Source organism: Paenibacillus sp. FSL H8-0317 (assembly GCF_045040685.1).
Taxonomy (GTDB): domain Bacteria; phylum Bacillota; class Bacilli; order Paenibacillales; family Paenibacillaceae; genus Paenibacillus.
The window spans coordinates 1,973,223-1,994,634 of the sequence record NZ_CP150294.1; the positions used below are offsets into that span (position 1 = coordinate 1,973,223).

Annotated in this window: 27 protein-coding genes; 26 read left to right on the top strand and 1 reads right to left on the bottom strand. The window is 48.1% G+C overall.

Going from position 1 to position 21,412, the window contains the following annotated elements:
• The first annotated feature begins 104 nt into the window (after positions 1-104).
• The 19 genes from terS (at position 105) to MHB43_RS09295 (ending at position 15,792) form a co-directional block, all read left to right on the top strand.
• Positions 105-902 carry a phage terminase small subunit gene (terS, locus tag MHB43_RS09205; protein ID WP_405131803.1) on the top strand — a complete coding sequence of 266 codons (798 nt, stop codon included), beginning with the start codon at positions 105-107 and terminating at the stop codon, positions 900-902.
• Positions 895-2,229 (top strand): terminase large subunit domain-containing protein, encoded by a 1,335-nt coding sequence (locus MHB43_RS09210; RefSeq protein ID WP_405131804.1) that lies wholly within the window; start codon positions 895-897, stop codon positions 2,227-2,229. Before terS ends, MHB43_RS09210 begins: the two co-directional genes overlap by 8 nt.
• A gap of 2 nt (positions 2,230-2,231) precedes the next feature.
• Entirely contained in the window at positions 2,232-3,734 is a 1,503-nt protein-coding gene (locus MHB43_RS09215; protein ID WP_405131805.1) for a capsid protein, read from the top strand.
• Positions 3,731-4,846, top strand: coding sequence for a phage minor capsid protein (locus tag MHB43_RS09220; protein WP_405131806.1), 1,116 nt, complete (start codon positions 3,731-3,733; stop codon positions 4,844-4,846). Before MHB43_RS09215 ends, MHB43_RS09220 begins: the two co-directional genes overlap by 4 nt.
• 106 nt (positions 4,847-4,952) lie before the next feature.
• Positions 4,953-5,543, top strand: a complete 591-nt coding sequence (locus tag MHB43_RS09225; RefSeq protein ID WP_405131807.1) for a phage scaffolding protein — start codon at positions 4,953-4,955, stop codon at positions 5,541-5,543.
• 17 nt (positions 5,544-5,560) lie between these two features.
• Entirely contained in the window at positions 5,561-6,514 is a 954-nt protein-coding gene (locus tag MHB43_RS09230; protein ID WP_076328809.1) for a major capsid protein, read from the top strand.
• A gap of 13 nt (positions 6,515-6,527) precedes the next feature.
• Positions 6,528-6,797: a hypothetical protein gene (locus MHB43_RS09235; RefSeq protein WP_405131808.1), complete on the top strand. Its 270-nt coding sequence runs from the start codon at positions 6,528-6,530 to the stop codon at positions 6,795-6,797.
• A 7-nt stretch (positions 6,798-6,804) separates the two neighbouring features.
• Positions 6,805-7,170 carry a hypothetical protein gene (locus MHB43_RS09240; protein ID WP_405131809.1) on the top strand — a complete coding sequence of 122 codons (366 nt, stop codon included), beginning with the start codon at positions 6,805-6,807 and terminating at the stop codon, positions 7,168-7,170.
• Positions 7,170-7,496 (top strand): hypothetical protein, encoded by a 327-nt coding sequence (locus MHB43_RS09245; protein ID WP_222215888.1) that lies wholly within the window; start codon positions 7,170-7,172, stop codon positions 7,494-7,496. The genes MHB43_RS09240 and MHB43_RS09245 overlap by 1 nt, the downstream gene beginning before the upstream one ends.
• Before the next feature lie 20 nt (positions 7,497-7,516).
• The gene (locus MHB43_RS09250) at positions 7,517-7,885 is read left to right on the top strand and encodes a hypothetical protein (protein ID WP_405131810.1); all 369 of its coding nucleotides are present in this window, start codon (positions 7,517-7,519) and stop codon (positions 7,883-7,885) included.
• Positions 7,882-8,271, top strand: a complete 390-nt coding sequence (locus MHB43_RS09255; RefSeq protein WP_405131811.1) for a minor capsid protein — start codon at positions 7,882-7,884, stop codon at positions 8,269-8,271. The genes MHB43_RS09250 and MHB43_RS09255 overlap by 4 nt, the downstream gene beginning before the upstream one ends.
• A gap of 9 nt (positions 8,272-8,280) precedes the next feature.
• Positions 8,281-8,733, top strand: a complete 453-nt coding sequence (locus tag MHB43_RS09260) for a phage tail tube protein (RefSeq protein WP_405131812.1) — start codon at positions 8,281-8,283, stop codon at positions 8,731-8,733.
• A gap of 25 nt (positions 8,734-8,758) precedes the next feature.
• Positions 8,759-9,070 (top strand): hypothetical protein, encoded by a 312-nt coding sequence (locus tag MHB43_RS09265; protein WP_405131813.1) that lies wholly within the window; start codon positions 8,759-8,761, stop codon positions 9,068-9,070.
• On the top strand, positions 9,039-9,404 hold the full coding sequence (locus tag MHB43_RS09270; protein WP_405131814.1) for a Gp15 family bacteriophage protein: 366 nt from the start codon (positions 9,039-9,041) through the stop codon (positions 9,402-9,404). The genes MHB43_RS09265 and MHB43_RS09270 overlap by 32 nt, the downstream gene beginning before the upstream one ends.
• Positions 9,405-12,422, top strand: coding sequence for a hypothetical protein (locus MHB43_RS09275; RefSeq protein WP_405131815.1), 3,018 nt, complete (start codon positions 9,405-9,407; stop codon positions 12,420-12,422).
• Positions 12,423-12,434: 12 nt separating this feature from the next.
• A complete protein-coding gene (locus MHB43_RS09280; protein ID WP_405131816.1) occupies positions 12,435-12,794 on the top strand; it encodes a DUF6711 family protein in 360 nt (119 codons plus the stop codon).
• 4 nt (positions 12,795-12,798) lie between these two features.
• Positions 12,799-14,862 (top strand): hypothetical protein, encoded by a 2,064-nt coding sequence (locus MHB43_RS09285; RefSeq protein ID WP_405131817.1) that lies wholly within the window; start codon positions 12,799-12,801, stop codon positions 14,860-14,862.
• A 108-nt stretch (positions 14,863-14,970) separates the two neighbouring features.
• On the top strand, positions 14,971-15,552 hold the full coding sequence (locus MHB43_RS09290) for a stalk domain-containing protein (RefSeq protein WP_405131818.1): 582 nt from the start codon (positions 14,971-14,973) through the stop codon (positions 15,550-15,552).
• A 66-nt stretch (positions 15,553-15,618) separates the two neighbouring features.
• Entirely contained in the window at positions 15,619-15,792 is a 174-nt protein-coding gene (locus tag MHB43_RS09295) for a hypothetical protein (RefSeq protein ID WP_405131819.1), read from the top strand.
• Between the two features lie 105 nt (positions 15,793-15,897).
• On the opposite strand, the gene MHB43_RS09300 is transcribed toward MHB43_RS09295, so the two are convergent.
• Positions 15,898-16,332, bottom strand: coding sequence for a hypothetical protein (locus MHB43_RS09300; protein ID WP_405131820.1), 435 nt, complete (start codon positions 16,330-16,332; stop codon positions 15,898-15,900).
• Between the two features lie 85 nt (positions 16,333-16,417).
• Between MHB43_RS09300 and MHB43_RS09305 the strand changes: the two genes are divergently transcribed.
• The 7 genes from MHB43_RS09305 (at position 16,418) to MHB43_RS09335 (ending at position 21,290) form a co-directional block, all read left to right on the top strand.
• Positions 16,418-16,624, top strand: coding sequence for a hypothetical protein (locus MHB43_RS09305; RefSeq protein WP_405131821.1), 207 nt, complete (start codon positions 16,418-16,420; stop codon positions 16,622-16,624).
• Positions 16,590-18,353: a pyocin knob domain-containing protein gene (locus MHB43_RS09310; RefSeq protein ID WP_405131822.1), complete on the top strand. Its 1,764-nt coding sequence runs from the start codon at positions 16,590-16,592 to the stop codon at positions 18,351-18,353. The genes MHB43_RS09305 and MHB43_RS09310 overlap by 35 nt, the downstream gene beginning before the upstream one ends.
• A gap of 11 nt (positions 18,354-18,364) precedes the next feature.
• Positions 18,365-18,766 (top strand): hypothetical protein, encoded by a 402-nt coding sequence (locus MHB43_RS09315; RefSeq protein ID WP_405131823.1) that lies wholly within the window; start codon positions 18,365-18,367, stop codon positions 18,764-18,766.
• Positions 18,767-18,821: 55 nt separating this feature from the next.
• On the top strand, positions 18,822-18,953 hold the full coding sequence (locus tag MHB43_RS09320) for a hypothetical protein (protein ID WP_315937635.1): 132 nt from the start codon (positions 18,822-18,824) through the stop codon (positions 18,951-18,953).
• 108 nt (positions 18,954-19,061) lie between these two features.
• A complete protein-coding gene (locus MHB43_RS09325) occupies positions 19,062-20,054 on the top strand; it encodes a tail fiber protein (RefSeq protein WP_405131824.1) in 993 nt (330 codons plus the stop codon).
• A gap of 92 nt (positions 20,055-20,146) precedes the next feature.
• On the top strand, positions 20,147-20,569 hold the full coding sequence (locus MHB43_RS09330; RefSeq protein WP_405131825.1) for a holin family protein: 423 nt from the start codon (positions 20,147-20,149) through the stop codon (positions 20,567-20,569).
• A complete protein-coding gene (locus MHB43_RS09335) occupies positions 20,562-21,290 on the top strand; it encodes an N-acetylmuramoyl-L-alanine amidase (protein WP_405131826.1) in 729 nt (242 codons plus the stop codon). Before MHB43_RS09330 ends, MHB43_RS09335 begins: the two co-directional genes overlap by 8 nt.
• The last annotated feature ends 122 nt before the right edge of the window (positions 21,291-21,412 follow it).

The window sequence follows — 21,412 nt, forward strand, 5'->3', positions numbered from 1 at the left end:
GGCGTGGTTGTGGGAAAGTACATATGTACAAAAGACCGGGTTTTGAACACATGTCCGTGCATAAATATTGCATAAACGATGTCAGGGGTGAGGTGTATTATGTAATGGCGAGAGAGAGAAGCCCGGGCCGCAAGAAAGCATTAGCGATGTGGTTCGCCAGTGGCAAGGAAATGAAGCCAGGAGAGATTGCCGAAAAGCTTGGAATCAGTGCTGGTCTTGTTCGTAAATGGAAAAGCCTTGATGAATGGGAGAAGCAGCCTGAGCCACGCCCGGGAGCGCCCAAGGGCAATCAGAACGCAGTAGGCAATAGAGGTGGGCACGGTGGCCCATACGGCAACGATAAAGCCGTAAAGCATGGTCTATTCCGTAAGTTTCTGCCAGATGATGAAGAAACGCAAGAGATTTATGACACGACAGCCGAGCTTTCCACGTTGGACATCCTGTGGGAAGGCATACGCATCCAGCTCACGAACATTATACGTGCCTTGAAGATCCAGCACGTAACGGGCAAGGATGAGATGATTAAGGAACTCAAAAAACAGAAGTTCGAAGTCCATAACACGGGAACCAAGAAGGAACCCAATATTGAACAGATCCCAATTGAACAGGAATACGAATTCCAATTCGCTTGGGATCGATCAGCAAACAGCCTGAAAGCCATGGCTGCTGCATGGACGGCCCTGGGTAGCTCCATTAAGAAGTATGAGGATGTTTTGCGGATGGCTTCCCCCGATGAGGTGAGCGAGGTTCAGAAGCAACGTCTGGAGCAGATCAAGGCCAGTATTGCCGTTATGCGGGGCAAGGTTCCAGATAACAGCAAGCTTGACCTGAACCAGCAAATTACCGCATTGGCTGACTTGATCAACAACCCTGTGCCGGAGCGGGTGATAGACGATGACTGACACAGCGCTGATCCCCTATGCTCCATTTAATACAAAGCAGTCGGAATATATCCGGCGTTGCCAGGACTCGTGGCTGAACGTAGCTGAGGGCGGCAAGCGTGCGGGCAAGAACATCATTAACCTGATTGCCTATGCCATGTGCTTGGAGGTTCACCCGGACAAGCTTCACTTGGTCGCTGGTGTGAGTATGGCAGCCACCAAGATGAACGCCATAGACTCCAATGGATTCGGGCTGCAATGGCTGTTCAAGGGCCGTTGCCGCGAAGGTGAATACAAGGATCGTGCGGCGCTCTTCATTCAAACCAAGACAGGCGAGAAGATTGTTATTATTGCAGGCGGGGGTAAGGCAAACAACGCCGCATTGATCAAGGGTAACTCCTACGGGACGGCTTATGTAACGGAGGTCAACGAGTGTCATCCATCATTCGTTAAAGAGGTGATTGACCGAACGTTGGCGTCCACCAAGCGGCAATTGTTCTTTGACCTTAACCCGAAACCTCCAGCTCATTGGTTCTATGCAGACATCTTGGACTTTCAGGATGAGTTGCTAAAGCAAGGGATGAACGCGGGGTACAACTACGCACACTTTACCGTGTTTGATAACCTGAGTATCGATAATGAGCGCCTGAAAGCACTACTGTTAACCTATGACAAATCCAGTCTGTGGTACAAGTCAGAGATTAAGGGTGAACGGACGGCAGCTACAGGACGGATATACACGGGCTACACCGTCAAGGATGTCATCATTACCCGGGAGCAGATACGGGCCGAACGGTTCATTGAGTTTTCGGTTGGCATAGACGTTGGGGGCACGGACGCCACGGTTGCCACGCTCACTGGATTTACGCCGCGATATGGAGCGGTTATGCTGCTGGATGGTTTCTACCACAAGCAGGGCAAGGAGAACGGCTATACACATGACCGTTACGCCAAGGAGATCGTTGAGAAGATAGTCGAGTGGTCGGAAACCTATCCGGCCTTTTTGTCGTGTGCCCATGTTTTTGCTGAATCTGCTGACAAACTGTTCCGGCAGGCGCTGGCTAATGAGCTTAGACGCCGGGGGATACACATTCAGGTAGTGCCTGCTTACAAGAAAGAGGGCATCGTAGACCGGATCAGGTTGACGAACGTTCTGATTAACCAAGGGCGGTACAAGGTTATGGCCCATCTTAAACATTGGATTGAAGCCATAGAGAATGCCACTTGGGACGAGAACGAGCGCCAGAAGGGTGAATGGGTGCGGACGGATGACGGAAGTTACCCAGTGGACTGCTTGGATAGTAGCGAATACGCCGTTCAACCGTTCAAGAAGAGACTGGAGGTATAGAAATGGGGTGGATCAAGAATATGGTCATGAAGATATTGAGGATTCAACCAGCACCGGAGAACAAGTCATTCATCATTCGTGAGCCGTTCAGCTATCGGACCAGTGTCCTGCGTAACCGGCTCTGGTATCGTGGAGATCCGTCCGAGCTGGAACAGTTCTATAAGCAGTCAGTCACAGATAACGTGAGCCGTTCCCGATTCTGGGCAGCGGTACCGAGTGAGAACCGGCATATCCGGAAGATCCATTCAGGGTTACCGGCTATGATCGTGGAGCGCCTGTCTGACATCGTGGTCTCGGATATGGACCAGATCGAGCTGAAGACACCTGATCAGACGAAGCTCTGGGAGGAGATCGCCAAGGATAACAACTTCGATGAGTTGTTGGGAAGTAGCCTGATTGAAGCGCTGGTAGAGGGGGATGGGGCGTTCAAGGTAACGCTGGATACCGACATTACCCCGTACCCGATCATTGAGTTCTACGCAGGCGATAAGGTTCGATATAGACGAGAACGCGGTAGGCTCCAAGAGATCATTTATTACACGGAGTACCGCCATAATGATAAGGATTACCAGCTCGAAGAGACATTCGGCAAAGGGACGATCAGCTATAAGCTGCTGAGCGCGGACGGGAAAGAGGTTCCCTTGGCTATGGTGCCTGAACTGGCTGGCCTGGATGAAACGACATTTACGGGTGATTTCATATGGGGTGTACCGCTGTCTGTGTTCAGATCGACCAAGTGGCCTGATCGTGGAAAGTCTATTTATGAGAGCAAGGCAGATAGCTTTGACGCTTTGGACGAGGTGATCAGCCAGTGGTGGGATGCCATCCGGTCCGGGCGTGTTCAGAAGTACATTCCAGAAGACCTGCTCCCCCGAGATCCAAACAACGGAATGCCCATCAAACCGAATCCATTTGATATGGACTTTATCGCGGCTGGTAGGACAATGGCCGAGGAAGCCAAAGAGCAAATTTCCTTAGTGCAGCCAGCCATACTTTATGAAGCATTCGTATCGTCATATGCTTCTGCATTGGATATGTGCTTACAAGGGATTGTATCGCCGTCAACACTTGGCATCGATCTGAAGAAGATGGATAATGCCGAGGCGCAACGGGAGAAAGAGAAGGCCACATTGTACACCCGAAGCAAGATCATTGAACGCTTGAATGAAGTCATTCCAGAATTGGTGTCTATTGTGCTGAGGGTACACGATAACAACCTGCAACGGAATCTAGGGGAGTATGAAGCATCCGTCAAGTTCGGTGAATACGCTAGTCCTTCATTTGATGCTGTTGTTGAGACGGTAGGCAAGGCCCGGACGTTCGGTGTAATGAGCGTAGAGCGTGCGGTCGAAGAGATGTATGGCGATACTTGGACGGATGAGGAGAAGGCAGAAGAGGTTAAACGCCTGAAAGATGAACAGGGGATCACCTTTGAGGAACCGGCACTGAATCGTGATGCTCCACCAGATACACAGGAGGACGTTCCAGAAGAGGATGAGGTATGAAGAAGAGATATGACATCCGTCAAATCTTCTCTGACATGGAAATGGATCTGATCAAGTCCATGAAGCGCAACCTGAAACGTCATGAGCTTTCCGAAGAAGAGGAAGGCAAGGAATGGGAGCAGTGGCAACAACGTAAGCTGCAAGACATCCAGCAGTACCGCAAGGAGACACGCCAGATATCCAAGAAGTATGAGCCGGAAGTGAAGAAGGCTGCCGAGGAAGAGGTCAAAGGCTCCTGGCGGCGCGGAGCTGATCGTGTAGTGAACACCGTCAAGGGCCTGTGGAACAAGATTACGGGCAAAAAGCCGGATATAGAGTCAGAGGATGGTTCAGACCGTAGCTTCTTCAAAATGAACGAGAAGCGGGTTAATGCTCTGGCAGATGCAGCAGAGAACAATCTGCAATTAGCCCGTCATGCCATCCTGAGACAAGCGGATGACGTGTATAGACAGACCATCTACAAATCCCAGGTATATCTGAACAGTGGGGCTGCTTCGCTGAATCAAGCTATCGACAGGGCCACTAAGGATTTTCTTGAAAAGGGCTTCGACTCCATCACATATGCCAATGGTCGAAGGGTGAATGTGGCCAGTTATGCTGAGATGGCGTTGCGTACATCTTCACAGCGTGCGGTGTTTGCTGGAGAGGGAGCCAAACGGGATCAGCTCGGCATCCGAACTGTGGTGATATCGTCACACGCCAACTGTTCGAAGCTGTGCCTGCCATATCAGGGCAAGGTGTTCATTGATGACGTTTATTCAGGCGGGACCGTAGCTGATGGCAAGTATCCGCTTCTGAGTACCGCCATTGCTGCTGGTTTGTTCCATCCGAACTGTCGCCATAACATGACTACGTTCATTGTGGGGACCAGTTCACTGCCTAAGCCTGCTGATGATGAGAAAGCTTTGGCCAACTACCAGGCAGAGCAGAAACAGCGCTACATGGAACGCCAGATACGTAAGTACAAGCGCCTGGAAGCGGGCAGTGTGGATGAAGGAAACCAGGAGAATTACAAGGCCAAGGTTAGACAGTGGCAAGCCCAATTGCGGATTCACCTGAAAGAACATGATTATTTACGCAGAGATCCCAAACGGGAGAAGGTAAGAGTTTGAAGGCCCTAGCTGAGACTGCTGGGGCCTATTGCTCGTTGACCGGAGCATCACGGTCCGCTCCCTTAGCTGGAGAGCAACTATATAAATCTATGGAGGCTGATGACAAATGGATTGGCTTAGAGAACTGTTGAAACAAGCAGGTTGGGAAGATGCGAAGATTGATGCATTTATTGGGGACGTAAATAAGGAATTACCGAAGCACTTTGTACCTAAATCGCAGTACAACGAGATATCCGAGACTAGGAAGAAGCTGGAGAAGGACGTTGCAGATCGTGATAAACAGATAGATGACCTGGGCAAAACTGCGGGACTGTCTGAGGATCTGAAACAACAGATCGAGACGCTGAAAACCGAGAATCAGACAGCCAAGACACAATATGAATCCGATCTGAAGGAAGTCAAGATCAGCAACGCCATTACGGCTGCATTAACGGGTAAGGTTCATAACGAGAAAGTTGTAACGGGTCTGATCGATAAGACGAAGCTGGTTCTTGGAGACGATGGTAAGATTGTTGGTCTTGATGAGCAGTTGACAGGATTGAAGACTTCAGATGCTTATTTGTTCAAGCCTGAAGAGGGGCAGGGCCAGCAACAACAGCAACAACCAGGTATTAAAGTAGGTGCTGGCAAAACCGAACCACCTGCAGGCGGACAGCTCTCCTTGGGAGATGCGATCGCTGCACAATTAACAAAATAGAATAGGAGCTGATTTGAATGGCAGTAACATTGGCAGAAGCAAAGAAAAACGTACAGGATGCAATTACACTTGGGGTGATTGATGAATTCCGGAAGAATAACTTTCTGTTGGAAAACCTCACTTTTGATGATGCGGTTTCCCCAACTGGTGGGGGCTCTACATTGACTTACGGTTATACCCGTTTAGTCACGCAACCTACAGCTCAGTTCCGTGCAATTAATACTGAGTACGTACCCCATGAAGTAACCAAGCAACGGCACACCGTTGATCTTAAGGTGTTCGGTGGTACGTTCCAGATTGACCGAGTTATCGCTAATATGGGCGGTATTGTGAGCGAGGTTACGTTGCAAATGGAACAGAAGGTCAAAGCTGCACAAGCGCTGTTCAACGATACGGTTATTAACGGTGATTCCGCAGTGGATGCTTTGGCTTTTGATGGCCTTGACCAAGCCTTGACAGGCTCCAGCACAGAGTTTATCCCTGGAACAGCCCTTGACCTTTCGAATGCTGCGGCAGTTAAGGATAACTACGTTGAATTCCTCCACATGCTGAATAAATTCTTGAAGAAACTGGATGGAAAACCTTCCGTTATCGCTAGTAACTCAGACATGATTACAGCAATTCAGCTTTGCGCTCAGTTGGCTGGACGTTATCAAATCTCTACTAATGAATTTGGAGAGCAAGTTGAATCATACAATGGCATTCCTTTGCTTGATTTGGGTGAGAAAGCAGGAACAAATGATCCTGTAGTAGCGACAAATGGCGCCGGAGAAGCACCGCTTTTCGCTATGCGTCTTGGTTTGGACGGATTCCACGGAGTATCTATGGCAGGCGTAGCGCCTGTTCAGACGTGGTTGCCTGACTTCACTACTGCGGGAGCTGTGAAAACGGGTGAGGTGGAAATGGTTGCGGCCGTGGCACTGAAAGCAACGAAGGCAGCCGGAGTAATGCGTAAAATCAAAGTTTCCTAGGGAGGAATAGATCATGGCTAAAGTATTTGCACCAAATAAGGAATACACAGGGCTGTCCGCAGGTGTTGCTTTCGCAAATGGCGTGGGTGAGACAGACAACCCTCATTTACTGAGCTGGTTCGAGTCGAAGGGTTACGAGGTTGAGAAAGATCCCGTTGACCAACCTGATGGTGTACCTGTTCTTAATCTGGAGCCGGGCGATATCACAGAGGGTAAAGCAACGGATCTGCCCGTTGATCCGTCTGAAGATAAATCGGCAAAAAGCACTAAAGCCGGAAAGTAGGTGTCATATGCCCTACGCTACACCGGATGAATATGAACTGTATGGAGACGGCATGATTCCGGCTGAGGACTTGAACAAGGCTCTCAGTCGGGCATCCGACCACATAGATAGCCTGACTTACAATCGCATCGTGCAACGTAGCCTGGACGGTCTGACAGCCTTTCAGCGGGGGAACGTGATTAAGGCGGTATGCCAGCAAGCGGATTTCCAGTTCCAATATGGGGATTACTTGGATTTTCCTCTCTCTGGATACTCAGCAGGCAGCGTCAGCGTGTCATTTAAGGCCGTTGAAGGTGCTGGTGGGGTTAAGACTACTGAAGGTGTTACAAGCTTGTTGAGGGCAACCGGGCTGATGAATAGGGGGCTATGTTGATGCGGGGTAAGTTTCCGTTTCCACATTGGATATTGAAGACACCGGTTCAAGTGTTTCACACCAAGCTGTCAGAAGACGGGGAGCCTGTCGAGGAATTAATCTTTGACGGGCTTGCCTGTTATGACGAGAAGATGCGTCAGAAGCTGGATAAGGAGCGCCGATTGGTTACACTGTCCGGCAAAGTGATTATCCGGGGCGATATTTTGCCTGGAGAATTGATTGAGGGCTTTGTCCGGGTTGGTGGGACTGATCGAATCATATTCAGTGCATCAAGGCCACAGCATCCAGACGGCAGCGTCTTTTCTACGGAATTGGAGCTGAGCTGATGGTTAAAGTGAAGGTGACGATGGATCCCAGGGCAATGCGTGACATCGCAAATGCTCCGTTGAAAGCACTGGAGCAAGTCGCTAACGGGAAAGCAGAAAGCATCCTGACCGAGATTGCAAACGCTCAGGTCGTGCCAAAACAAACAGGTGAGTTGGAACGCAGTGCCTGGGTAGATACTACGGGGCTCAAAAAGGGCAAGGTCAAGATTGTGTATGACACGCCATATGCACGCCGTCTTTACTGGCATCCAGAATACAACTTCCGCAGGGATAAGAACGCCAACGCCCAAGGGTTGTGGCTGGAAGCTTGGCAACAAGAGCAGAAGGGTTGGATACGTAAGACGTTTGAAAAGCTGATCAAGAAGTTCGGGGGTGGGTTCATCAAATGATGCTGTCCGAGATTCGGGATTGGCTGAAAACACAGATCGATTCCCCAAATTGGTACATTGGCAAGATTGATGGGAAAAAGGAACAGTCCGTTGGGATTTACAACCTGAACACCGGACAACCTTACATTGCCATCGGAGGGCTGGAGAACACCAGCTATGCCAGCAAGTCCATATCCATCTTGGTTCACTGGTCCAAGAATGCAGATACAGCGGAGCGTAAGGCCCATGAGGTCTATGCTACGCTATTTGGTCGTTCTGATGGGGAAATTGCGGGGCATCGTGTTATTGCCTTTGAGATGCGGACACCATGGCCTATTGATGTTGGTACCGATGATGCAGGGATATATGAATACGTGATTGAGACAACGATTTATTACGAGAGGTAGGGGATTTTAATGCCGACAACTGGCGTTTTTCCGGTTCATAACAATATTTTCAAAGTAGGTATCAAGGGTCGAGCTTCCACAGATTCAGAGTTGGTGATGATCAAGGATCTGGAGAATTTCGCGCCAGCCATCGATGGCAATACGGAAGAGTGGAGTTCGATGGACCAAGGGGGCTGGACGAGACGTGCGGTAACGGGTAAATCCTTGTCCTTCAGCTTTTCCGGTAAAAGGAACTATGGTGATCCGGGTAACGATTATGTTGCGGGTCTGCTGCTTGAAACAGGGCAAGGTGTGGAAACCATCTTTGAATGGACGATGCCATCCGGCGCGAAGCTGACCATGGATTGTGTCATTAACTTGACCACTCCAGCAGGCGGTGACAGCACGAACATCGACGGTCTGGAATTTGAATTGTTGTCTGACGGTAAGCCGGAATTTGTTAAAGCACCAACTACACCATAATTCATAAACCAAGGGGGATTCATCCATGTCAAATGTTATTAATATCACAGATAAGTTTTCTACTGATCTACCATCAATTCAGCTTGGCGATAAGTTGTATCCGGTCAATAACGGTATTTCGGCCATGTTGGCGTTTGAAGAAGCGTCAACGGGTGGGATTGCTGGTATCCTGAAAGCCTTGGAAGGCGCATTCGGCAAAAAGGCATATAAGGAAATGGCTGTCGAGGACATGAGCATGGGAAATATCATGGTACTGGCATCGGCGGTTCTTGCGGCGATGATGAACATCACCTATGAGGAAGCGAATGCGCGATTTCAGCGGGAAGTCCAGTCCTGATGGATGGTATGACCTGTATGAAGATTGGGGACTAATTGAATCTAGTCTTGCCAAGCAGTACGGCATCCGTATTCGGCAACACGGGGATATGCCATGGGAAGAGTTTTGTACATTGGTCGGGGGTCTTATGCCAGATACACCGCTGGGAAGCATTGTATCGATCCGGGCAGAGCAAGACCCTAAGACCATTAAGGGTTTCAATGCAGATCAGCGCCGAATCTATAACGATTGGCGTAAACGACAGGCAGTCAAACAGTTGGACAACCCTGTTGAGTTGGATCAGCAGATGAAGAATCTGGAAGCCGCAATGGATCGGGCCTTTGGGGGTGAGTAGATGTCAAGTGCAGGCCACGTAGATTTAGACTTGGGCTTGAACTACGGAGCCTTTCAACAGCAGCTCAACGGTATCTCCAGTACCGCTACCAACCTGGTGGGCGGCGCCTTCAGGAAGCTGGGCGGGATCGTTGCCGCGGCCTTTGCTGTCAATAGCTTAAAAGAGTTTGGTAAGGAAGCCATTAACCTGGCATCCGACTTGGCCGAGGTCCAGAACGTAGTTAACGTCACGTTCGGATCAATGACAAACCAGATTAACAACTGGTCATCGAATCTGATCGAGTCATTCGGTTTGTCCGAGTTGTCCGGTAAACGGTACGCATCCACCATGGGTGCCATGCTCAAGTCTTCTGGAATTTCCGGTGAAGCCATGAAACAGATGTCCGTTAGATTGACGGAATTATCTGCTGACATGGCTTCTTTTTATAACATCACGAATGATGAAGCGTATTACAAAGTGTTCTCCGGTATGGTCGGTGAGACTGAGCCGCTGAAGCAATTGGGCGTAAACATGTCCGTGGTCAATATGGAAGCCTACGCCATGTCTCAGGGCATCACAAAGTCTTGGTTAGCCATGACCCAATCTGAACAAGCCATGCTTCGGTATGGCTATTTGTTACAGGTTACGGCCGATGCTCAGGGTGACTTTGCCCGTAATGGTCAGAGCTGGGCAAACCAAGTCCGTATGATGTCGGAACAGTGGAACATCTTCAAGGGCACAATGGGTGCGGGATTTATTAATATCCTCACTCCGATCCTGAAAGGGCTCAACTGGATCATTGCCAAACTACAAGTTGCGGCGGCTTATTTCAAGGCATTCACGGAGTTGGTGTTTGGGGATGCAGTGAACGCTGGTGGTGCCGGAATGACGGTGGCCACCGATGCCATGGGCGGTATGGGTGATGCCGCAGCGGCCGCAGCTCCTGCTGTAGAAGATACAGGCAAAGCGGCTGAGAAGGCAGGCAAGAAGGCGAAGAAAGCCGGAAAAGACATGAAGGGCAGTTTGGCCGGATTCGATCAGCTCAATACACTGGCCCAATCAGCGGCGTCCGCTTTGGATGATGCAGGTTCGAAAGCGAAGGGTGCAGGCGCTGGAATAGGCGGTCTGGGTGCGATGGCTGGATTTGGTGATCTGGACTTGGGCACGCCTTCGATTGAGATCGATCCAATCAAACAACAGGTTGCTGCATTCTTGGAAGATGTACAATCTCGTTTTGCTCAAGCTTGGGCGTATATCTCTTCGGGCTGGGGCGAAATGCGGCCGGCACTGCAACCGTTCATTGATATGATGGTGCCTATTCGTAAATCGGTATCAAACATGGGCAAGACGTTCTTGGATCTGAAAGACAAGGTTCTTGTTCCGATGGCCAAGTACATTTTGGGTGACTTTATCCCAAAAATCGTTACTGGATTCGTTAAGTCATTCGCTCCTGTCATTGCTAAGCAGATCGTATGGACGTTTGATTTCTTGGATCGGACATTCCGGAATTCCACGGATCAATCCATTAAGCTGTGGGAAAACGTCTGGTTGCCGAGTTTGGAGAAGGTGAAAAACGCCTTTGTTACCAATATGCCGTTAATCGCGGCAGCCCTGCAAAGCCTACTGGATGGGACATTGAACCCGTTCACGGATTTCATGATGAATGACTTTGCAATCCCGGTATCTACGGTGCTTGCTGAGACGCTGGTACCCATATTCACAGATACACTGGTCTGGGCCATTGACACGTTCACTAAGACGTTCACCAACGCAGTCAACCATATCAACGATCTATGGTCTGGGACGTTGAATCCAGCATTGGAGAAGTTCAGGGATATGTTCTTGGACATCATTCCGCAGATCGGGAAATCATTTTCTGACTTGCTGAATGGTACGTTAAAGCCGTTTGTGGATTATGCCTTGAATGAATTCATCATTCCGATTGCCGCGAAGGTCGTTGATACACTGGTACCCGTGTTTACAGACACGTTGGTTTGGGCTTTCAAAGAAGCAGCCAACACGTTTGAATGGGCTGTCAAGCTGATCAATGACATTTACAACACGGTACTCAAGCCTGTGTTCGATCTGATCAAGAAAATCGTTCTGGACACACTGGAGACGATTAAAGGCTTGTGGAATAAATACGGAGCCGAAATGCTTGCGAAGCTGACGGAGTTTATGACCAATACACGAAATCTGTTCCAGAAGCTTTGGGACGATATCCTGAAACCAATCATAGAGCCTTTCTTGAAGAAGCTTAATGAAATCTGGGACGGCACACTCAAGGGGATTATCAAGCAAGTAGGCGAAGTGGTCATGAAACTGGTTAACGCTGCGCTGGACATCTATAACAAGTTCATCGTGCCATTGATCAGTTATGTCATTGAAAAACTGGCTCCAAGTTTCACGAAGGGCTTTAACATCATACTGAACATCGTGACAACGGTCATCGAGAGCGTTGGCGGCATTATCAAGGGACTGCTGAAAACACTTGGCGGCGTCATTGATTTTGTGGCGGGTGCCTTCACTGGTGATTGGCGCAAAGCTTGGACAGGCGTAAAAGACATTTTTGGCGGGATATTCGATTCCTTATACAGCTTGGTCAAAGCACCGCTGAATCTGATCATAGATGGCATTAACAAGGTCATTGAAGGATTCAACAGCTTGAGTGTAAGCATTCCTGAGTTTGAGGTCTTTGGTCAGAAAGTGGGCGGGGGTAACATTGGGGTACCACAGATCCCGAAAATTCCGAAGCTGGCAAAAGGCGGTTTGGCCTACGGGCCGACACTTGCCATGGTCGGGGATAACCGAGGGGCTTCCGTTGACCCAGAAGTCGTGTCACCGTTGTCCAAGCTTCAAGACATGATCGGTGGGAACAATCAGCCGATGGTGGAAATATTGCTCCTGATTCTGGACGCGATCCGAAACGGAGATAAACAGACAGTCATACAGCTCAACGGTACGGAGCTGGGGCGTGCTACTGTGAGTGCAATAAACGACATTACAAGGCGTCAAGGCCGTTCACCATTAACGACATAGGAGGGATGCAGATTGGAAATCAAAATTAATGGTCAAGTGATTGCCGCTTATCCTTCATCGTACCAGGTGACGGTGCTTGACTTGGATGACGAAAATTCATCGGTACGTACTGCAAACGGAACCTTGAACCGGGACCGGATAGCAGTCAAACGGCAGATAGACATGACTTGGGGGATGCTGACTTGGGCAGAAATGTCTTCCATCCTCCAATCCATGTCCAATGTGTTTTTTGATTGCACTTATCCAGATCCGATGACAGGTAAGCATGAAACCAAACGGATGTATGTCGGCAATCGGCCTGCACCGTTCAGTGTGATGAGTGGCGGCGTCATGTACTGGAACGGGCTCAAATTGACGCTGACGGAGAGGTGATTGGATGTTTCCTATATCGCCACTTTATAAAGATTATTTAAGACGGCCAGACCGGGAATTTGTTGTCAAGGCTCTGGTGGGTAGTGAGGAATACGATAGCAGTAGGATTGTTGATTTTAGCATTGAAAACAGCTTGAGCCTGACAGAAGGGTTCGAGATTGGAACGTCTATTCCTTCCAAGCTGACTATTAAGTTACGAACAAATGAAATCATACCAGCGAATGCACGTATCGTGCCGTACCTGTCCCTGTCTCTGGCTGGCCTGACGTGGCTGGAAGCGCAGTATCCATGGAAAGACATGAACTTAACTTGGACGGGCTCAGGGACGGACTGGTTGCCGCTGGGCGAGTTCTTTGTCGATGACCGGGAAAAGATCAATGATGTCTGGACGTTCACCTGTTATGACAAGCTGGTTATGGCTGACGTGGCGTACATATCATCATTGACGTATCCGACCACGCAAAGAGTGGTCTTTAACGAGATTTGCAACCGGCTAGGCTGGACGTATGACAGTAGCGTAGTTATTAATTCCAATTACCGCATACAGGCAGGGCCAGCGGGATACACCATGCGCCAGGTACTGGCTTATATCGCTTCTGCCAATAGCGCAAGCATTTATATTGATAAAGCGGGTACGCTCAAATTCAAGCGGTTCACAGCTTCTGAAAACCCTGTGTTCGATATGACCACGGCCGATTATGTGACCGTCAAACAAACGAATCCGGTAAAGACGTATACGCGGGTTGTGGTTACATACAACACGGAGGACGGCTTGCAGTATGAAGCGGGTACCGGGGATGAGAATCATACCCTGTATGTAGAAAATCCATTCGCTACGCAGGCGGTCACGAATGGCCTTCTATCAACGCTGAATGGGTTTTCCTATCTACCTCTTACGATGGATGCGAGAGGATACCCACAGCTTGAACAGGGTGACGTGATCGGGTTTGAACAGCAAGAGGGCACGACATGGGATGAAACAGTATCCACTTGGCAGGATACGAATATTCCATGGGATGGCGTTGTCAGATACAAGACCATTATCCTGCATCAAGTATTCAGTTTTGCAGGCGGCTTGAAGATGAGCTTGGAAGCACCGTCTGTGTCCGAACAACGCAGTGAGTTTATCGTTGAAGGCAGCCTAACGCAACAAGTAAACAAGCTGAATAAGGATGCCCTCAAGGAAGGCAAGTCCTATTACGGGGCGACCATCACACGTACTGAGGGATTGATCATTGAGCGGGAAGACCACAGAAGCAAGGCGGTTTTCAACTCAGATGAATTGACCTTCTACCGTGGATCTGATAAGGCACTTTGGTTTGACTTGCCAAGTAACCGATATAAATTCAACGGTACTCTGGAAGCCGTGGATGGCGTGTTCAGCGGTAACTTGCAGGCGGCTGGTGGAACCTTCACGGGGGACCTTCGAGCCGCAGGCGGTACATTCACCGGGACCTTGCAGGGGGTTAATGGTACGTTCAGTGGAACACTCCAGGCAGCCAGCGGAACATTCCGGGGTACAGTAGTAGCTGGACGGGTTGAGGGTGGACAGATTATCGGTTCTTATATCGAAGGTGCCGATATACTTGGTGCAAAGATAAGAACTGCCGCCAGTGGAGATCGGATAGAGCTTGATCCAAACGGATTCACTTTCTATGATTCTGGCAATGCACGCCGGGTCACTTTGGGCACTAATCCATCTGCAAATATCTCTGGTCATACGTACTATAATTCCAGCGGACAGCCGCAGGGTTTGATCTATGCAGGAGCTAGCGACATGTATGTGATAGGTAACAATGGCTTGTTGGTAGGTGCAACGTCTGGCAGGACTGTTATGCAGGGACAAGTTCACTTCTCAGGAAGTGTAACGGGGCTGAATTTGGGCATCGGTCAGATATCTGGACTCCAAAACGAAATAAATTCTCTTTGGTCTGCTATAAATGGAAAAGCTTCTATTGATCATACACATAGTCAATATGCAGTGAATATGACATATGACTCAACAACAAAAAATCTAAAGTTGTTTAACCAAAATGGGAGTGCCATCGCTACCGTTAATCTTGGTTAAGTGACCATCTGACATAAACGGACAAATACTAAGAGTTAGGAAACCTTTACGACAATTACTCCGTAATGTATCATAATAGGAAAATAGCACCATTACGGAGGTTTTGATATGAAAAAGGTTGCACACAAAGTTGCATATATAGCTGGAGGAATTATCATTGGAATAATTTTTTCGACATCGGCAGGGGCTTTTGCTGATACGGTCAAAAGTGTGGTCGGAAAAAAGGTTACTGGTGAATACACTATCGTTGTAGATGGCAAGAAACTTTCGGACAAGGGCGCAGTTATTGATTCTAGGGCGAATGTTCCGGCGCGCGCTTTGTCTGAAGCATTGGGGGCTGATGTATCTGTGAGTGGAAAAACGATAACCATCACATCTCAAAATGAAGAAACGACCGTAGGAACTGAGACAGAAACTCCTACAGAAACAACCAACAAATACGTCGGACAGTCTAAGACTAGTCTTGAAGAACAGAAGCATGTACTTTTAGATCGGATTCTTGCCCCGACTAAAACTGGCAGGGAAGAAATTTTAAAAGAGATTGCTGATGCAAAAGCCCTACAGGCTAGAGGAATTCCTGTTACTAATCTTGAAGCGTTTGAAAAACAACTAGCTGGTTATGATTCGGATATTGCTAAATACGAAGCCGACTTAAAGATGATCGATGAAGCACTCTTAACAGCTAAATAATATCAACATTACAGAGAGTCCATATGCGTGGGCTCTTTTTTTGTTGCCCAAAAAGGAGTGAACAGCATGGATGAACAGCGATTACGCGAGATTATCCGCGAGGAATTGATTGCCCATGACGAACGGGTCAAAGGGGAAACGGTGACGATCCGGGTCAATGATCAGACGAAGGCCACCATGCTTGAAATCATGAAGAATATGAACCCGGGAGTCACCAAGTCAAATGGTGGCGAGTTATGAAATTAAAAAAGTGGCTTCGGAATAATCTACCTTATTATATAAATCGAGAATTTTTGATATTGTTACTGGCGGCTATCTCCTTTTTAATCAGCATTATTTTGTTGTTCATGTAATTATTTTGACTTTAAGTCTTCGTTTAGCTGTTTGGATAACCAAATAACTTTTCTGATTACCTGGTTTTGATGTAACTATTCGATTAAACACCTTTGTTTCGTAAGGGGCAAAGTTTAAAGGGAAAGATGCAATTTCATTTGCTATCGCAACCGATTCCCCATCCATTTTGTACATGAATTTACCGTTCTTTATAGGGGTGGCGGCAATATGATGTAGCATCTCTTCTCCTGAATAGATATGCGCTTTTATTATGCTTGTTGAGCGTGAGGAATCATTGGTGACTGTACATTTAACATTCCAGCAACCTTTTAATACCTCTTCTAACTGTACTGTTGCTCTGAATCTGACAAGTGATTGTTTCCAATTGTACAGACCCAGTGAAAGAGCAATGGCGCTAATAGCAAGACTTATGTAGCTTGTGATCATTCTAATAACCTCTCTTCATCGATGTTAGGCGTAACGTCCTAAGCATTCGACAAAAAGAGAGGTTTTTCCTTTGGAGGTGTATTTTTTGAAAGTAAAAAAAGTATTAGAACTATCGGTGGATGTCAGCGATATTTTCCGTGAGAGCCCATTAGTGACCCGCGCCATGCTCGAGACGTTGCCAACCCTTGAATCTCAGGTGGCATTCCTTCGGGCAATCCGGCAGGACGTTGACACGCTATTGAAAGGAGCTGAAGCAAATGGCGAACCGTTACGCGAATCTGGAAGGAAGTAAAAAGATAAGTGAGGATTTCGGCAACATCAACATCGGCTTTGACCGTGTGCAGGCTGAAATGGATACCAAAGGCACGCCAGCCGATGCCCAGGCTAAAGCCGATGCAGCTAAGACGGCAGCCATTGCCGCGTCTGCTGCTGATCTGGCTGCACATAAGGCACGCGGAGCAGATGAGCATCCCACGGCAAAGGGAAATGCCGCAGGCTTCCAAAGTGCCGCTGACAAACTCAAATCGGATGCCAGCACCAGCGCTGCAACCCCTGACACGCTCATGCAACGTGACACCGCAGGCCGCGCGAAGGTAGCGGCTCCAGCGGCAACAGATGACATTGCCCGGAAGGCAGAGACAGACGCCGTACAATCCAATCTGGACAGCCATACAGGCGATACAGTAAAGCACGTTACACAGGCCGAACACGACAAACTGAACGGCATTACTGCAGGAGCTGAGGTCAATCAAAACGCCTTTGCAGTTATCAATGATGTGGAAGCTTCCAGCAAGTCTGATACAGTTATTTTCGTTGGTGGTACAGGGATTACAGTCACAACCGATCCCGAGGGCAAGCGGATTGTCCTGACGGCAACAGGTGAAGCAACGCCAGGTGCCCATGCATCATCCCATATCACTGGTGGTACAGACGTCATCCCTGATGCAGAGACAGGCGGCGTATCTGGACTCATGAGCGGACCTGATGCACAGTATCTCAGAGTAGGTGTGCCAGAACGCTTTGACGAAATTGAGGAATATGTGGCTGATCAAATTGCAGCTATCCCACCTGTGAATGACGCTACGCTCACAGATAAGGGTATCGTCCAACTGTCTAATGCAACAGACGGTGAATCAGAAAGTGTGGCCGCTACAGAAAAAGCGGTCAATGATGCGCGAATGTCTGCGATCTCAGCATCAAAGTTATATTTGGATGAAAGGGACTGGCAGAAACACGCGTTAACACAGGAAGATGGAAACGCTAAATTTCTGCCACAAGGTTTTAATTTAAACGATTTAAAGGAAGCGGGAACTTACCTTGTTTTCGGGGCAGTTAACGCTCCTGTTACCGGAGTTAATTTAATCGTTGAAGTGATAAGTGGTACAGGTTCATATGTAATTCAAAGAGTTATGAATCCACTTTCTTCTACATCTAACTACTATCAACGTCATTTATCGGGCAGTAATTGGAGAGCTTGGAGTGTTGACCTTTTTACCTCTGTCAGTGATGGGAAAACAGCCATCGCAGCCGCTATCACTGGCAAGGGAGTAGCAGCATCAGGCAGCGATACATTTCCACAATTGGCTACAAAGATTGGGCAGATCAGTACGGGTCCGAAATACGCTTCTGGAACTGCGGTTTCTTCATCAGCGGAGGCATCATTCAGGGCTATAATGAGTGCAGACAGCTCAGGGGTCCTATCGAGGAACACGCTTGTAGTATCAGGATTAAGTTTTCGGCCAACCAGAATTATTATAAGGCCCAACGACGCAGATCCTCGCAGGGTCACACAGGTGTATGACGCCAGCAAATTAAGTATTGACCCATCTCGAAGTATATCTTCTTTGCCAGCAAATGATATCCCAGGCGGTGGATTGGGAAGTGTTTACAACATTGAGGTGAGTAGATTATCTGGATCCAATACATCCACACCATATACAGCATACACGAATGATGTTGGGTTCTTAATGCCTGTAAGTCGCGGCAGTACAAATTATATTTGGGAAGCATTCGGAGTCTAAGGAGGGGTAATATGCAGATCGGAGCCAAAGTGTATTATGACAAAGAAACAGGCAATGTGATTCAGGAGATCGGACAGCGATCTGGTGAGGTCGTTGAGACAACACTAGATCAAGACTTTGCGTCTTACATTACTCTTGCTGAGCGTGTACCGGACACTGTAGGCGTGGAACAGTTTGAATATGATCAATTTAAGTCGGATTATGATGCCGGTGGGGTTATCATTCGCATCGATCTGGAAACGCTGGAACCATTATTCGTTTATCCAGATCCAGCAGATCCAGAAGCACCGCAGGAACTACGTCCGGCACTCAGTAAACAGGTTGATCAGTTAGCCGCAGAAAGCAATGCAAACCAACTGGCGCTCATGGAACTTCACATGATGTTGCTTGGCGAGATCCCAGATGCGGAATAAACTTGCCAGGCTACTGATCCGTTGGGCTGTAGCACTTATGAGAGGGGGTGACACCATGTTAGCTGTATACGTAATGATGATCCATAAAGGTTTGATCAAGCTGGAGCAAGTGCCAACAGGAAGCCGGGATAAAGTGGCTGCTGTGCTGGAAGCTGCAGAGATGGACCAAAACGGAAATATCGTGTAACAGGCGTTCCGACATCGGAGCGCTATTTTTATGTCCAATTTCAGACCATTTAACAACTTATGAGCTAAATCGTATAGACCTAATAACAACAAAATGGAGGAATTAATCATGCCAATTGAAACGAAACGTTTAAAACTTCCCCTGCCTTTGGGGAATGAGAGTGTAAGCCGAGTAGGGATAAACGCAATATTTGAGAAAATTGATGAAGGTGTTGCTACTAGTGAAGAAGTAGAGGTATTAAGAGAATTGGTGAATGAAATGGACATTCCAGATGCATCGCTTACGCAAAAAGGTAAGGTGCAGTTGTCTAGCAAGACAGACGGAACGTCCGAGTCGGTGGCCGCGACAGAGAAAGCGGTTGGAATGGCTTTTCAAGCTGGAGTTGAGCGGAAAGCGGAAGTGGTTGCCGCGCTTAATTCCATAGGTGTATCGGCATCCACATCGGAGTCATGGGCACAGTTAATTAACAAGATGGACGGGGTGATCAAGGCTACTGGTAACGCCACGGCAGCGCAAGTGTTAGCTGGAGCTACATTTAGTAATTCGTCGACAAATGGAATAGCTGGTACTATGCCGAATCGGGGAGCAGGAGGGGACATAACTCCAGGTACATCCAGTTTGACTAGACAATACGGTTATTATAGTTCCAATATCGTTGTACTAGGTGATACTGATTTAGTAGCCCACAACATTAAAAAGGGGGTAGATATATTCGGGGTAGTGGGTAATTATACTGGTGGAGTTAGTCCAGGTACGATGCTAATAGCTAGTGGAAACCTGACTGTTGAGAGAAATCAAACTTCTCCGGTTAAAGTTGCCGAAGTAGGAATAAATATAACATCTGGTATGTATCGTATAGGCTATGACCTGACTCCTTCAATCGGGGGCAATTCTGTTTTTGCTCAGATATATGTTAATGGAGTGCCAAAGGGGATTTTGAGAAGTACAACTACGTATATGAGTTATCAAGAAGACATTACAGTAGAAGCTGGAGTTAAAATCCAGTTATACATCTGGAGCGGAAGTTCTGGAATTTATGCTAGGAACGGAGCGTTCGCTATTTCTATATTCAACCCAGCTAGTGTAGTTTCATACACTTAAAGCAAACGATTGATGAGAATTGCAACCAGATGTTAGTTTAGCCCTCTGATCTCAGGGGGCTTTTTCATATTAGACAGACGGGGGATAGAACATTGGAAAATGTGGGGAAATGGGCTTTGGCCGTGGGTAGCTGGTTGGTGTCTTATTTATTTGGGGGTTGGTCTGGAGTGTTGGGAGTATTGTTGGTGTTCGTGGTGTTCGATTATCTAACGGGTGTTGCTGCTGGCTGGATGTCAGGGGAGCTTAGAAGCAAAATCGGGATGTTCGGTATCGCTCGTAAGGTATTTATTTTTGCCATGGTGGCTGTCGGTCACTTGGTGGATGGCATCCTTGGTGATGGCCACTTATTCAGGGACACGGTGGCGTTTTTCTATATTGCGAATGAGCTGCTGTCCATCACAGAAAATGGCGGGAAAATGGGTGCGCCTATCCCGGCAGTAATTAAGCAAGCAATTGAGGTTCTGAAGGGCAAAGGCGGCAACGACAAAGATAAAGGAGCTGGTACGAATGTATAAAGTATGGATCGATGCAGGACACGGTGGTAAGGATCCGGGAGCAGTCGCTAACGGTATCCAGGAGAAGGATATCGCACTAAAGGTATCGCTCGGGATCAAGGATCGATTGGAATCGTTATATGAGGATGTACAGGTGTTACTCTCAAGATCCACAGACGTATTCCTGGAGCTTCGCGATCGGACAACCAAAGCGAACGCTGCCGGTGCAGACATTCTGGTTTCCATCCACTGTAATGCGGGTGGTGGTAAGGGTGGATTTGAGTCCTTCCGGTATACGTCCGCTTCCCAATCCAGTATTAAGCTCCAGGACACGCTGCACAAGGCGATCATGGCCAAGCTAAGTGGCACAGATCGTGGCCAGAAGGTGCAGAACCTTCACATGGTCCGCGAATCCAAAATGCCGGCAGTCCTGACAGAAAACCTGTTTGTCGATGTGGCAGCTGACGCGGATCGGTTGAAGCAAGCGAGTGTAATTGATGCAATTATCGATGGCCATGTCCAAGGCATTGCTACATACCTGGGGCTGGCCAAAACGAAGGAGGATAAGTCTGTGACTCAGGAGCGAAACGTTAACGTGCCGAGTAAGTGGGCCGAGACGACGTGGAAGGAAGTGACGGATAAAGGATTCTTCGACGGTACACGTCCAGGTGCAACAGTTACTCGTGAGGAGCTGGGGACCGTGGTTAGCCGATTGTTGAAATACGTTGATCAAAAAGGATAATTGTGGTAATATAAAAGAAATCCGATAGCATCGGTAAGAAGAGCTCCACTGGCATTACGCTGGTGGAGCTCTTTTTTTCTCGATTGATAATATTGTAAAATACTAGAATATGATGTAACATT